We start from the raw sequence: 13,226 nt of genomic DNA, 5'->3' as shown, positions 1-13,226 counted from the left end.
AATGTTACTGGCAGGAAGTCTGTTTTTACTGACACTGGTTCTGGTCATCTGGCAGCCAAAAGGCCTGAGCATAGGCTGGAGTGCCAGTATAGGTGCCGCGCTAGCGCTGTTGTTCGGTGTCATTCATCTGGATGACATTCCGGTGGTCTGGAATATCGTCTGGAACGCGACGGCGACGTTTATTGCCGTGATTATCATCAGCCTGTTACTCGATGAGTCCGGCTTTTTCGAATGGGCAGCGTTGCATGTTTCCCGTTGGGGAAAAGGGAGAGGGCGTTTGCTGTTTACCTGGATAGTGCTTTTGGGGGCGGCGGTTTCGGCCTTATTCGCCAACGACGGTGCCGCGCTGATCCTCACGCCCATCGTCATCGCCATGCTGCTTGCTCTTGGTTTCAGCCCGGGCACGACGCTGGCGTTTGTCATGGCCGCCGGGTTTATTGCGGATACCGCCAGCTTGCCGCTGATTGTTTCTAATCTGGTGAATATCGTCTCAGCTGATTATTTCCAGCTTGGTTTTACGGAATATGCCTCGGTGATGGTGCCTGTCGATATTGCCGCGATTGCGGCTACTCTGGGCATGTTGCACCTCTTTTTCCGCCGTGACATTCCCAGGGTATATGACGTTTCACTGCTGCCAGAACCCGCCAGCGTGATTAAGGATCGGGCAACGTTTAAAGCAGGTTGGGTTGTGCTGGTGTTACTGCTGGCAGGCTTCTTTGTGCTGGAGCCGTTGGGCATTCCTGTCAGCGCGATTGCGGCAGTCGGGGCGATAGTGCTGTTTGCGGTTGCCAAAAAAGGCCATGCCATCAACACAGGGAAAGTCTTGCGTGGCGCACCGTGGCAGATAGTGATTTTCTCGCTTGGCATGTATCTGGTGGTTTATGGTCTGAAAAATGCCGGACTCACAGAATACCTTTCCGGGCTGCTGAACATTTTGGCAGAGAAGGGGTTATGGACAGCCACCTTTGGCACCGGTTTCCTGACGGCGTTTCTGTCGTCAATCATGAACAACATGCCCACCGTACTGGTGGGGGCGCTGTCGATAGACGGCAGTACCGCATCGGGTGTTATCAAAGAAGCGATGGTGTATGCCAACGTGATTGGTTGCGATCTGGGCCCTAAAATCACGCCGATTGGCAGTCTGGCCACACTGCTATGGCTGCATGTCCTGGCACAGAAAAACATGACTGTGACCTGGGGTTATTATTTCCGCACGGGCATCATCATGACGCTGCCAGTGCTGTTTGTTACGCTGGCTGCGCTGGCGCTACGACTCTCTTTCACCCTCTAACGAGAACCGCTATGAGCAACATCACGATTTATCACAACCCGGCCTGTGGCACATCACGCAACACGCTGGAGATGATCCGCAACAGCGGCAACGAACCGACGATTATCTATTATCTCGACACGCCACCGTCACACGATGAACTGGTGAAACTGATTGCCGATATGGGAATAACCGCGCGCGAATTGCTGCGCAAGAACACAGAACCTTACGAACAGCTCGGCCTTGCGGAAGACAAATTTACCGATGAGCAGTTGATTGGCTTGATGCTTCAGCACCCGATTTTGATCAATCGTCCGGTGGTTGTAACGCCAATGGGCACTCGTTTGTGTCGTCCTTCCGAAGTGCTGCTTGAGATTTTGCCTGAAGCGCAGAAAGGGGCGTTTACGAAAGAAGATGGCGAGCGGGTCGTGGATGAAAGCGGGAAAAGAATGACTAAGTAGCGAAAGCAATGGCCCCCTTCAGTCATGAAGGGGGAGATTGTGCCATCACACCAGTTTTGTCGTCACCCACTGCGGGGCCTGCATATTGGCGGCAAACATCCACACCAGTTCACACAGCAAACCTTTCAGCGTGGTCTCTGTTTCCGGCAGCAGCGACTGCTGGCTCAGCACCTGGGTCAGGGACTGGCAGTATTCACACAGTGTTTCTGATTCGGGTTCGAAATTCATCTGCGGATCGGGCAGCTTTTCGGCGGTGAAGCGGGCGATAAGATGGGCAGGGATCGGCTGGCCGATGACCGGGCGAAGAAGAGCGAGTCCGGCGTTCAGGCGGCCCAGCAGCGCCAGTTTTGCCACAGGTTCGTGACAGTCGATCAGGTCCTGGGCAAAAAGGTCACAGTAGTCGGCCAGAATGTTGAAATCGGTGGCGGCGCTGAAGGAAAGGGCCAGTGATTCGTACTCGGGATGGGGAAGGGTTGTCATAAGACAGACTCCACTAAGAGGTAAATTTACCGCCAGCGGAAATGCTAATTTCACGGGTGGCGGAACCGAACGGCGTTAGCATTACCGGCCTTAGTGGACACCGGCGCGTCTTGCGACGCCACCGCCCGGTCCGCCATTGAGGTGTGACCGTGCGTACGACATAAAAAAAGGCGCAAGGCGCGCCGGAATGTCGCCACTAAGATATCCCAGGATGCTAAACCCGGCACCTGATTTTGCAGGTGCCGGAAGAGAATACTGCGATTGGACTGACTAAAGAAGGTCTGTTTCCGGAAGGAGGGTAATACGATGGAAGGGTGCTGCCGTTCATTTCACCTTCAGCATCTTAATCGTGGCTTCAATATCAATCTCATCTTCAGAGAATATTGATGTAGTGCCCTGGAAAGTGGTGATTGCCAGTTTTTTCACGGAGCGTGTTTCGCCCGGTTTAACGCTGTCTTTCGGGCGAATGCTGTTCATCAGCAGGCCAACGGATAACACCGCGTTTTCTTTGTCGATTTTGCTGTCGACGGGCACATCTTCGCTGAATACGACATACGATTTGATGGCTGTGAGCTTCATCTTTTCGCCAGCGATGTAGATGTATTTGCTTTCCGGCAGCACTTTCACCGCAAAGGCTGACAGGCCTTTGTTGTTGGTGCCCGCCTCGAAAGTGACCGCCGCGTCTTTCTTGATAAGCTCAGGATTGGCGACCTTAATCACGTGGAAATAGCGGTTTTCACCGTTTTCATCTTTGATAAAGCCAAAACCTTTATCTTCAAACCAGGTTGTGATCGTTCCGTTCATCGCCAGTACCTTCTGAGTCATCTTTAAACAGCATCAAATTTTGCAGCGCGCAGTGTAATGCACAATGCCCGCTCAGGCCATCCTTTGAGTTTAGCTTAATGGGGAATGATGGAATTGCCCAGCGGCGCTGCGCTTGCATGGGCCTACAAGTAAGGGGCTTGTAGGCCGGGTAAGCGCAGCGCCACCCGGCAATCCGCCACCCGGTAATAATTGCTAAAAGAAAAAGGGGCCGAAGCCCCTTAACGATTACTGTTTTTTCTCGCCCAACGTCGGCGTTTCATCGAAGAAGTTCCACGGCTTGAGCAGCGCGTGAACCCATTCGGTTGGCATGATTGGCCACTCTTCGGCGCGGGCGACGTGCGTGGTGCCGGTGGTGATCCAGACCACATCATCCTGATTATCGATGGATTCGTTGTCTTTGGAGTATTGCCCTAAACCGGTGTCGTGCGTTGAACGGTTCGGGTATTTGCCTTCCGGATAGCGTTCATCGGCCTTATAACGCGTCACCCACAACTGCTTATCCATAAAGTTCAGACGGTGGTAAATCCACTCGTCTGGTGCAAATTTCGCACCGGTCGCCACCGGGTGCGTGCCGCCTGCGTACGGGATAATCTGGTACGAAACCGGGTTGCCCATGCGGTTCTCTTTGCTGGTATTGCTCAGCAAGCGGATGGTGCCTGGGTCGAATTTCTGTGCGGCTTCCTGCTCAGTTTCAATCGTGTGCTGATCAATCTGCATGGTACTGGTGCGTGGGCCGCCTGCGGTGTTCGGTTTCACATCAGGGTCCATTGCCACCAGGCGGTTGTTTTCGCCATCCACATCCATATCGAGACGGAAGTTGTAGATGTGCTGGTGGGTGGTGCCCACAATGTTGTGGTCGATAAGCGTGCCGTATTTGGTGTCGTCTTTCGCGCTTGGGTCATGCATGGTTTTCGCCTGCACGCCTTTCACCGCTTCAATGCCCGTTGCGCCTGCATCGATGCCGATCACCCCGTTATCGTGGAAAATCCAGTCAAAGATGTAGTCGTAGTTACCCACAGTACTGATCCAGCGCACGACCAGCTCACGGCGTTCGGTGCTGACGTTTGGCTGGCCCATTTCCTGATGCTTGTATTCCGGCCCCGCGTAACGCTCAAAAATGGCGACGGCGTGTGGAATGTTCATCGGCGCACCGGTGTAGTCAGCGATGGTTTCATCCAGCAGCACGGCGTTAGACGGCGCATCTTTGCCACGGGCAATCGAGGAGGTCAGGGTGCCCATGCCGTAATCGCCGGAATCCAGATAGGCTTTGAAGTACCAGCCCACATCCGGATCGCCGTAAGGCACAATCATTCCGCCGAGCGAGCCTTCATACATGACTTTGCGTTTGGTGCCGTTGTCGTTCCAGGTCACGGTCGACAGGATCGGCCCGACGCGTGAATCCAGGCGCAGGTGGAAATCCCAGTTCTGCCAGTGGATCATGTCACCGGTGATGGTGTAGTTTTTGCCTTCCGGCTCGATGATATCCAGCGGTTTGATTTTCGGTGCGACGCGGTCACGGCCGTCATACGGGCGCGGTGTCAGCGGTACAGGAATAACCGGGCCTTCTTCAATCTTGATGATTTTCTTCTGCTCTAAATCGACGACGGCCACCAGGTTCTCAATCGGGTGCGCCCAGTAGTTGCCGTCGCCGGTATCGAGATAGCTGACCACTTTCAGCAGGCGGTCTTCCTGTTTCAGGCCATCTTTGCCGTCAAAATAGCCGACGGTCAGCGGGGTGGTGATCACTTTCGTCGGGTCGGTAATGCCGTGCTTTTTCAGCGCGTCGGCATACTCAGAACTTGCGTTAATCACGTTCTGCACGGTGGAGAAATCGTCCAGCAGCACCATGCCGTGCGCGTCTTTAATCGGCTCCCAGTGCAGCACTTTCTTGCTCTGCAAATCGACCTGACTTTCGATGACGTGTTTGCCGTCGAGCATGGTGACGTTCGCCAGACGCGGTTCGTCCACGGCTTTACCGCTCAGGACGAAATCCCACACTTTGGCTTTTTCAGGCTCGGCGAGCGCAATCTGGGTGAAGCGGGTATTCGGTTTGAAATCCGGGGAGGTTTTGACTATCTCAACGGCTTCTTTGATTTCAGCCGCTGTCAGCGCATTAAGAGGATGCGGTTTTTTCTCGACCTGGAAAGTCTGATCCAGCCCGGACTGGAAAACGTCGTTGATAAAGGTATCGGAGATATACGCTTTGTTGTGCTTCATCACCACCGGTACCTGAAGCGCCAGGGTTTTGCCGTTCACCACGGCGGTTTTTGCGCCCGGTTTGACCTTCACGTAAGCGCCATCTTTGGCGATGGTGAACATCTGGGCATAATCATCCCATTGCACGTCAGCGCCAAAATCCTGCAACGTTTTGTCCATCGGCACCATGTGGGCTTCGCCGCCGTGGGCGAATACGGGTGCTTGCCAGCTACACATCAGGGCCACTGCCACAGCCAACGCCGTCTTACGGGCGGAGAAAGAAGTAAGGCTCATCTTAACCTCGTCTTATTGTGTTTTTTGGTGTTGTGTTGAGTTGCGTCATGCTCACCCTAACAGCGTGCAGGCTCACGGTGTTTGTCTGCACCTGCCAGGTGTTTTGTCAGATTTGCCAGAATGTATGTGAGGTTTATTGTCGGGTGCGCTTTGAATGCCGGGTGGCGCTGATGCTTACCCGGCCTACAAATCCGTCCTGTAGGCCGGGCAAGGTGGAACCGCCGCCCGGCAATGCGGACTTAAAAATCCCCGTGCTGACGCGCGACCAGCGTCAGAATGGAATACAGCGCCACGGCCTGCTGGTGTTGGTTAAACACTTCCACCGCCCATTCGACCACGCCGGTAGCTTTGTCTTCAGCGGTCTTCTGGCGTTTGACGGTTTTGCGTTTCACAGTCAGACGCACCTGAAGCGTATCGCCCGGTTTCACTGGCTCGATAAAGCGCAGGTTTTCCATGCCGTAGTTGGCAATCACCGGGCCAACGCCTGCATCCACAAACAGACCCGCAGCGGCAGAAATCACAAAGTAACCGTGAACCACACGCTCGCCGAACATCGATTCGGCTGCACCGATTTTGTCCATATGCGCGTAGAAGTGATCGCCACTCAGACAGGCGAAGTTGACGATATCGGCTTCGGTCATGGTGCGGCGAGCGGTCAGCAGGCTGTCGCCAGGTTGCAGTTCTTCGAAGTATTTGCGGAACGGATGAACCCGGTCTTCCTGCACTTTCGCGCCGCGAACCCATTGCTTGCTGATGCTGGCGAGCATCGTCGGGCTGCCCTGAACGGCGGTGCGTTGCAGGTAGTGTTTTACCGCACGCAGGCCACCCAATTCTTCACCGCCGCCCGCACGACCCGGGCCGCCGTGTAGCAGTTGCGGGAGTGGAGAGCCGTGCCCGGTGGACTCTTTTGACGACTCTTCGTTAAGGATTTGAATGCGTCCGTGCGCGCGTGCGGCACCCAGAATAAACTCGCGAGCGATGTCGCCGTCAGCGGTGACAAGCGTCCCCGCGAGGCTGCCTTGTCCGGCACGTGCCAGCGTCAGCGCATGATCACGGTTCTGATACGGCATTAGCGTGGCAACCGGGCCGAAGGCTTCCGTTGCGTGAACAGCGGGCGTTTCATCAGGTTGTGGGCAGAACAGCAGAGTAGGAGGGAAGAACGCGCCAGCGGCTTGCAAGTCTGCTTTGCCACCCAGACGCACTTCACAGCCAGCAGCAACCAGCGAATCCACTTTTTCCTGCACGTCGGCACGCTGTTCGGCGTTGACCAGCGCGCCCATCTTGACGCCTTCAACTGCCGGGTCGCCCACTTTAACGCCTTGCAAACGTGCAATCAGCGCGTCACTCACCGCTTCGATTTGTGCCTGTGGCACGATAATGCGACGGATCGCGGTACATTTTTGCCCCGCTTTGGTGGTCATCTCACGCACCACTTCACGGATAAACAGCGCGAACTCCGGCTGCTCAGGCGTCACGTCTTCGCCCAGCACGCAGCAGTTAAGGGAGTCCGCTTCCATGGTGAACGGAATGGAATTTTTAACGATGTTCGGGTGAATGCGCAGCATCTGGCCGGTCTGCGCGGAACCGGTAAACGTCACCACGTCCTGGAAATCGAGTTGATCCAGAAGGTCGCCCGCACCGCCGCAAATCAGGCTGATAGCACCGTCTGGCACCAGGCCGCTGTCGACAATCGCTTTCACCATGGCCTGCGTCACCTGCGCACTGGCCGTAGCGGGCTTGATAATGGCAGGCATGCCGGCGAGCCAGGTTGGAGCCAGTTTTTCCAGCATCCCCCAGCAAGGGAAGTTAAATGCGTTGATATGAACAGCAACGCCTGATTTGGCGGTCAGTACGTGGCGTGCCGCAAAACCGCCATTTTTAGACAGTGGGATCAGCTCATCTTCCGGCCACAGCACATCGTCAGGAAGCTCACGCGCACCCAGTCCCGCATAAGTGAAGAGGGTGCCGATCCCGCCTTCGATATCGACCCAACTGTCGGCGCGGGTCGCACCCGTCTGCGCGGACAAGGCATAGAAGTGTTCTTTCTGTTCCAGCAAATGTCTGGCGACAGCTTTCAGCATGGCGGCACGTTCGACAAAGGTCATTTTGCCGAGTGCGGCACCGCCGTGCTCAATGGCATAACGGCGAGCATCGGCCATATCTAGCCCTTCGCTGGTCACTTCAAACAGGGTTTCACCGGTAATGGCATGCTGGATGGTGCGTACACGGCCCCGGCCTGACTGCCAGCTGCCGGATAAGAAACTGGTTAACTGCTGCATCGTGTCTCTCCGTAAATGTTACGTCTTTTCGTTCTATATAGTTTGATTGTGAATCATAAAAAGCAATCCTCAATTTAATAATTTGTTAACAATGCGATCGTGGTCTTCTTCGTTGAAAGGGTTATTACGTTGTTAAATAAGGTTTTGTTGATTTACTCTGCGACGACGCTCACAGAATACACAAACCGTTCTTGGGGTTTTAGTTAACCATTATGTAACTTCTCATAAACAATATGATTCACAATAAAGTAAAAAGTGAATCAAATGGGAATCATAAAGGTGACAATGTGACTGAAGAACAACGCTTTGAAGCGCGCATCGCCGAAGAGACGGCCATCGAGCCGCAAGACTGGATGCCCGAGGCGTATCGCAAAACCCTGATCCGCCAGATTGGTCAACACGCCCATTCCGAGATTGTCGGCATGCTGCCGGAAGGTAACTGGATCACCCGAGCACCAACGCTGCGCCGCAAGGCGATTCTGCTGGCGAAAGTGCAGGATGAAGCAGGTCATGGCCTCTATCTTTACAGCGCGGCGGAAACCCTCGGCTGCGCTCGCGAAGACATCTACCAGAAGATGCTTGATGGCCGCATGAAGTATTCCTCCATCTTCAACTACCCAACCCTGAACTGGGCCGACATCGGTGTGATTGGCTGGCTGGTCGACGGTGCCGCCATCGTTAACCAGGTGGCGCTGTGCCGCACTTCCTACGGCCCGTATGCCCGCGCAATGGTGAAAATCTGTAAAGAAGAGAGCTTCCATCAGCGCCAGGGATTCGAAGCTTGTATGGCGCTATCGCAAGGCAGCGAAGAGCAGCGCGCGATGTTGCAGGACGCGATCAACCGCTTCTGGTGGCCTGCGCTGATGATGTTTGGCCCGAACGACGACAGCTCGCCGAACAGCGCCCAGAGCCTGGCGTGGAAAATCAAACGTTTTGGCAACGACGAACTGCGTCAGCGTTTTGTCGACAACACCGTCCCGCAGGTGGAAATGCTCGGCATGACGGTGCCGGATAAAGATCTGCATCTGGACGAAACCACCGGGCAGTACCGTTTCGGTGAAATCGACTGGCATGAATTCAATGAAGTGATTAACGGGCGTGGCATCTGTAACCACGAACGTCTGGCCGCTAAGCGCAAGGCCTGGGAAGAGGGCGCCTGGGTGCGGGAAGCTGCACTGGCGCACGCTGAGAAACAACAGGCCCGCAAAGTGGCGTAAGGAGAATAACGATGAGCAATGTCTACTGGCCTTTATACGAAGTTTTTGTTCGCAGCAAACAGGGGTTATCCCACCGTCATGTGGGCAGCCTGCATGCCGCGGACGATCGCATGGCACTGGAAAATGCCCGTGATGCCTACACCCGTCGCAGCGAAGGCTGCTCAATCTGGGTGGTGAAGGCGAGCGAAATCGTGGCTTCGCAACCGGAAGAGCGCGGTGAGTTTTTCGACCCGGCAGAAAGCAAAGTCTATCGCCATCCGACGTTCTACACCTTGCCTGACGGCATCGAGCACATGTGAGGCAGATGATGAATCAGGACCCAATCGCCACTTATGCCCTGCGTCTGGGCGACAACTGCCTGGTGCTGGCACAGCGCTTGTCTGCCTGGTGCGGTCACGCGCCGGAGCTGGAAATCGACCTGGCGCTCGCCAATATCGGCCTCGATTTACTCGGGCAGGCACGCAATTTCCTTAGCTATGCCGCAGAGCGTCAGGGCAAAGGCGACGAAGACACGCTGGCGTTTCATCGCGATGAGCGCGAATTCCGCAACGTGCTTTTAGTCGAACAGCCGAACGGCAACTTTGCCGACACGATCGCCCGTCAGTTACTGATGGACGCGTGGCATGTCGCATTGTTCAGCCGTCTGGTAAACAGCAAGGACGCACAGCTGGCTGCTATCGCCGCGAAATCCATCAAAGAAGCGCGCTATCACCTGCGTTTCAGCCGCGGCTGGACTGAGCGTCTGGGTGGCGGCACCGAGCTTTCTGCCGAACGCATGCAATCCGCCATTAATAATCTGTGGCGCTTTACCGCAGAGCTGTTCCATGCCGATGAGCTGGACATTCAGCTCAGCGAGCAGGGCATTGCTGTCGATCCGCGTGAACTGCAAGAAGCGTGGCTGGCGGAAATTACCAGCGCACTGACAGCCGCAGAACTCAGCGTGCCGCAGGAACAGCCGTACCGCATTGGCGGGAAAGACGGCCTGCATACCGAACATCTGGGGCCGATGCTGGCAGAAATGCAGTATCTGCAACGTGCCTACCCCGGTCAGCAGTGGTAACGGAGGTCGCTATGCAACGTCTAGCTGAAATCGCTCCGGCAGAAGTTCACCAGATTTGGGCGCTGTTAAGTCAGATCCCAGACCCGGAAGTGCCGGTGCTGACGATTACCGATCTCGGCATGGTCCGCAGTGTTACGCCACAGGGCGAAGGCTGGGTGGTGGGCTTTACGCCAACTTACTCAGGCTGCCCGGCGACAGAACACCTGATCGGCGAAATCCGCAAAGTGATGACAGAGCACGACTTCAGCCCGGTGCATATCGTGCTGCAACTCGATCCGGCCTGGACGACGGACTGGATGACGCCAGATGCCCGTGAGCGCCTGCGTCAGTACGGCATCAGCCCGCCACAGGCACACGCCTGCCACGCAGGATTGCCGACAGACGTTGCCTGCCCGCGTTGTGGAAGCACGCACACCACAATGATCAGTGAATTCGGCTCCACGGCCTGCAAAGCGCTTTATCGCTGCGACAGTTGCCGGGAACCCTTTGATTACTTTAAATGTATTTGAGGTTGCCATGACGACGTTTCATTCGCTAACGGTGGCAAAAGTAGAACCGGAAACCCGGGATGCCGTGACCATTACCTTCGCGGTGCCTGCAGAATTACAAACGGCTTACGCCTTCCGTCCTGGCCAGCATTTGACGCTGAAAGCACGACTGGCGGGTGTTGAGCTGCGTCGCTGTTACTCGATTTGCCGCCGTGCCGTCCCCGGCGAAATCAGCGTGGCGGTGAAAGCCATCGAAGGCGGACGTTTTTCCCGCTATGCCCGCGACGAAATCAAAGCCGGAATGAACCTGGAAGTGATGATCCCGCAGGGGAATTTTGGCTATCAGGCACAGCCGGAGCGCAACGGTCACTACCTGGCCATTGCCGCCGGTTCGGGCATTACACCGATGCTGGCAATTGTCGAAACCACGCTTGAAGCAGAGCCGACCAGCGAGTTCACCGTGATTTACGGCAACCGCAGCAGCCAGAGCATGATGTTCCGCCAGCTGTTGGCTGACCTGAAAGACAAGTACCCGACACGCCTGCAGCTGCTGAGCATCTTCAGCCAGGAAACGCTGGACAGTGCGCTGCTGCACGGGCGTATTGGCGGCGAAAAACTGAAAGCGCTTGGTAAGACGCTGCTCAACTTCAGCCAGTTTGACGAAGCCTTTATCTGTGGCCCGGCGGCGATGATGGATGAAGCGGAAACCGCGCTGGTTGAACTGGGCATGCCTGCGAAATCAATTCATCTGGAGCGCTTTAACACGCCGGGCAGTACCGTTCGCCACGCTTCAAGCGTTCAGGCTGAAGGGCAAACCGTCACCATCCGTCAGGACGGACGTGACCGTGCGATCACGCTCTCTGGCGAAGATGAAAGCATTCTCGACGCGGCGCTGCGTCAGGGCGCGGATCTGCCGTATGCCTGCAAAGGCGGCGTGTGCGCCACCTGTAAATGCAAAGTGCTGCGCGGGGAAGTGTCGATGGCGACTAACTACAGCCTGGAACCAGATGAACTGGCCGCGGGCTACGTGTTGAGCTGTCAGGCGCTGCCAACCACGCCAGACGTGGTCGTCGATTTTGACGCGAAGGGGATGGCATGAGCGACTTGACTTCGAGCCAGCACGACCGCGTGCTGCTGCTGACACTGAACCGCCCACAGGTGCGAAATGCGCTGAATAACGCTTTGCTCACACAGATTGCCGAAGCGCTTGAAAATGCCCAGCAGGACAGCGACGTGGGCGCAGTAGTGATCACCGGCAACGACCGTTTCTTCGCCGCAGGCGCAGATTTGCAGGAGATGGCAGAGAAAGATTTGCCCGCCACGCTCAACGACATTCGCCCGCGTTTATGGGCGCGCATTGACGCGTTCACTAAACCGCTTATTGCAGCCGTGAATGGCTACGCGCTGGGCGCTGGCTGCGAACTGGCCTTGCTCTGTGACGTGGTGGTTGCGGGGGATAACGCGTCCTTCGGTTTACCTGAAATCACACTCGGCATTATGCCCGGCGCGGGCGGTACCCAGCGTTTGATTCGCTGTGTCGGCAAGTCTCTCGCCACGCAAATGATCCTGACAGGCAAAGCCATTGATGCGCCACGCGCTCAGCAGGCCGGACTGGTGAGCGATATTCATCCGGTTGGTCTGACTGTTGAATACAGCCTGAAACTTGCTGCGACGATGGCGAAGCATTCCCCATTGGCTTTACAGGCAGCTAAACAGGCGCTGCGTCAGTCGCAAGAAGTGACGCTTTCTGCCGGATTAGCTCAGGAACGTCAGCTCTTTAGCCTGCTCAGCGCCACCGACGATCGCCGTGAAGGCATCGCCGCATTTCTGGCGAAACGTCAACCCGACTTCAAAGGACGCTAATCATGGAAGCCTTCATTCTCAGTCACGTTGAACACGGGGTGATGACGCTGACGCTGAATCGCCCGGAGCGTCTGAACAGCTTTAACGACGTGATGCATCAACAGCTTTCGGAATGCCTGAAACAGGCTGAACGTGACGAAACTATTCGTTGCCTGCTGCTAACCGGTGCAGGGCGTGGTTTTTGCGCCGGACAAGATCTGAATGACCGCAACGTTGACCCGAACGGGCCAGCGCCTGATCTCGGCTATTCGGTTGAAACGTTCTACAACCCGCTGGTGCGCCGCCTGGCGAAACTGCCAAAACCGGTAATCTGTGCGGTGAACGGCGTGGCGGCGGGAGCGGGAGCCACGCTGGCACTCGGGTGCGACATTGTTATTGCTGCCCGATCAGCCAATTTCGTGATGGCCTTCAGCAAGCTCGGCCTGATCCCTGATTGTGGCGGCACCTGGTTGCTGCCGCGTGTCGCCGGGAAAGCCCGTGGAATGGCGCTGGCGCTGCTGGGCGATAAGCTCAGCGCGGAACAGGCGCAGCAGTGGGGCATGATCTGGCAAGTCGTGGACGACGCGCAGCTCAGTGATACCGCCGGGCAGCTGGCGCGCCATCTGGCGACACAACCCACTTACGGATTGGGGCTGATTAAGCAGGCTATCAACGCAGCGGAAACCAACACTCTGGATGCGCAGTTGGATCTGGAGCGCGATTACCAGCGTATGGCAGGACGCAGCGCCGATTATCGCGAAGGCGTCAGCGCCTTCATGAACAAACGCCAACCACAGTTCAGCGGGAAATGACC

The 13,226-nt window shown here is 56.1% G+C and carries 13 protein-coding genes; 9 read left to right on the top strand and 4 right to left on the bottom strand.

What is annotated here, in order from left to right:
- Position 1 precedes the first annotated feature (1 nt).
- Both ACLW56_RS00145 and arsC read left to right on the top strand, forming a co-directional pair.
- Positions 2-1,291, top strand: coding sequence for an arsenic transporter (locus ACLW56_RS00145; RefSeq protein WP_330981796.1), 1,290 nt, complete (start codon positions 2-4; stop codon positions 1,289-1,291).
- An 11-nt stretch (positions 1,292-1,302) separates the two neighbouring features.
- A complete protein-coding gene (gene arsC, locus ACLW56_RS00140) occupies positions 1,303-1,731 on the top strand; it encodes a glutaredoxin-dependent arsenate reductase (protein ID WP_330981795.1) in 429 nt (142 codons plus the stop codon).
- 45 nt (positions 1,732-1,776) lie between these two features.
- Here arsC and ACLW56_RS00135 read toward each other — a convergent pair whose 3' ends face one another.
- The 4 genes from ACLW56_RS00135 to paaZ form a co-directional block, all read right to left on the bottom strand.
- Positions 1,777-2,211 carry a hypothetical protein gene (locus tag ACLW56_RS00135; RefSeq protein ID WP_330981794.1) on the bottom strand — a complete coding sequence of 145 codons (435 nt, stop codon included), beginning with the start codon at positions 2,209-2,211 and terminating at the stop codon, positions 1,777-1,779.
- 324 nt (positions 2,212-2,535) lie between these two features.
- A complete protein-coding gene (locus ACLW56_RS00130) occupies positions 2,536-3,021 on the bottom strand; it encodes a cold shock domain-containing protein (protein WP_330982093.1) in 486 nt (161 codons plus the stop codon).
- A 240-nt stretch (positions 3,022-3,261) separates the two neighbouring features.
- Positions 3,262-5,526 carry a primary-amine oxidase gene (gene tynA, locus ACLW56_RS00125; protein ID WP_330981793.1) on the bottom strand — a complete coding sequence of 755 codons (2,265 nt, stop codon included), beginning with the start codon at positions 5,524-5,526 and terminating at the stop codon, positions 3,262-3,264.
- 239 nt (positions 5,527-5,765) lie between these two features.
- Positions 5,766-7,805, bottom strand: a complete 2,040-nt coding sequence (gene paaZ, locus ACLW56_RS00120; protein WP_330981792.1) for a phenylacetic acid degradation bifunctional protein PaaZ — start codon at positions 7,803-7,805, stop codon at positions 5,766-5,768.
- Between the two features lie 287 nt (positions 7,806-8,092).
- On the opposite strand from paaZ, the gene paaA reads away from it, so the two are divergent.
- From paaA to paaG, 7 genes are read left to right on the top strand one after another with little or no spacing between them, the layout of a single operon-like run.
- Complete coding sequence (gene paaA, locus ACLW56_RS00115; protein ID WP_330981791.1) at positions 8,093-9,022, top strand: 1,2-phenylacetyl-CoA epoxidase subunit PaaA; 930 nt, start codon at positions 8,093-8,095, stop codon at positions 9,020-9,022.
- Positions 9,023-9,033: 11 nt separating this feature from the next.
- Positions 9,034-9,321, top strand: coding sequence for a 1,2-phenylacetyl-CoA epoxidase subunit PaaB (gene paaB, locus ACLW56_RS00110; protein WP_100780238.1), 288 nt, complete (start codon positions 9,034-9,036; stop codon positions 9,319-9,321).
- A 5-nt stretch (positions 9,322-9,326) separates the two neighbouring features.
- Positions 9,327-10,082, top strand: coding sequence for a 1,2-phenylacetyl-CoA epoxidase subunit PaaC (gene paaC / locus ACLW56_RS00105; RefSeq protein WP_330981790.1), 756 nt, complete (start codon positions 9,327-9,329; stop codon positions 10,080-10,082).
- An 11-nt stretch (positions 10,083-10,093) separates the two neighbouring features.
- Positions 10,094-10,591, top strand: a complete 498-nt coding sequence (gene paaD / locus ACLW56_RS00100; RefSeq protein WP_330981789.1) for a 1,2-phenylacetyl-CoA epoxidase subunit PaaD — start codon at positions 10,094-10,096, stop codon at positions 10,589-10,591.
- Positions 10,592-10,598: 7 nt separating this feature from the next.
- Positions 10,599-11,669, top strand: a complete 1,071-nt coding sequence (gene paaE, locus ACLW56_RS00095; RefSeq protein ID WP_330981788.1) for a 1,2-phenylacetyl-CoA epoxidase subunit PaaE — start codon at positions 10,599-10,601, stop codon at positions 11,667-11,669.
- A complete protein-coding gene (gene paaF, locus ACLW56_RS00090; protein ID WP_330981787.1) occupies positions 11,666-12,433 on the top strand; it encodes a 2,3-dehydroadipyl-CoA hydratase PaaF in 768 nt (255 codons plus the stop codon). Before paaE ends, paaF begins: the two co-directional genes overlap by 4 nt.
- A gap of 2 nt (positions 12,434-12,435) precedes the next feature.
- Positions 12,436-13,224 (top strand): 2-(1,2-epoxy-1,2-dihydrophenyl)acetyl-CoA isomerase PaaG, encoded by a 789-nt coding sequence (paaG, locus tag ACLW56_RS00085; RefSeq protein ID WP_330981786.1) that lies wholly within the window; start codon positions 12,436-12,438, stop codon positions 13,222-13,224.
- Positions 13,225-13,226: the final 2 nt, after the last annotated feature.

The organism is Pantoea sp. sgz302252, assembly GCF_047713085.1.
Taxonomy (GTDB): Bacteria; Pseudomonadota; Gammaproteobacteria; order Enterobacterales; family Enterobacteriaceae; genus Scandinavium.
The sequence above is the reverse complement of the archived record's forward strand: the minus strand, read 5'-3'. Positions and strand labels throughout refer to the sequence as shown.

What these genes read in the sequence shown, in the direction of transcription:
- ACLW56_RS00145 (WP_330981796.1), top strand. Translation starts at nt 2, where the DNA reads ATGTTACTGGCAGGAAGTCTGTTTTTACTGACACTGGTTCTGGTCATC.
- arsC (WP_330981795.1), top strand. Translation starts at nt 1,303, where the DNA reads ATGAGCAACATCACGATTTATCACAACCCGGCCTGTGGCACATCACGC.
- ACLW56_RS00135 (WP_330981794.1), bottom strand. Translation starts at nt 2,211, where the DNA reads ATGACAACCCTTCCCCATCCCGAGTACGAATCACTGGCCCTTTCCTTC.
- tynA (WP_330981793.1), bottom strand. Translation starts at nt 5,526, where the DNA reads ATGAGCCTTACTTCTTTCTCCGCCCGTAAGACGGCGTTGGCTGTGGCA.
- paaZ (WP_330981792.1), bottom strand. Translation starts at nt 7,805, where the DNA reads ATGCAGCAGTTAACCAGTTTCTTATCCGGCAGCTGGCAGTCAGGCCGG.
- paaB (WP_100780238.1), top strand. Translation starts at nt 9,034, where the DNA reads ATGAGCAATGTCTACTGGCCTTTATACGAAGTTTTTGTTCGCAGCAAA.
- paaC (WP_330981790.1), top strand. Translation starts at nt 9,327, where the DNA reads ATGATGAATCAGGACCCAATCGCCACTTATGCCCTGCGTCTGGGCGAC.
- paaD (WP_330981789.1), top strand. Translation starts at nt 10,094, where the DNA reads ATGCAACGTCTAGCTGAAATCGCTCCGGCAGAAGTTCACCAGATTTGG.
- paaE (WP_330981788.1), top strand. Translation starts at nt 10,599, where the DNA reads ATGACGACGTTTCATTCGCTAACGGTGGCAAAAGTAGAACCGGAAACC.
- paaF (WP_330981787.1), top strand. Translation starts at nt 11,666, where the DNA reads ATGAGCGACTTGACTTCGAGCCAGCACGACCGCGTGCTGCTGCTGACA.
- paaG (WP_330981786.1), top strand. Translation starts at nt 12,436, where the DNA reads ATGGAAGCCTTCATTCTCAGTCACGTTGAACACGGGGTGATGACGCTG.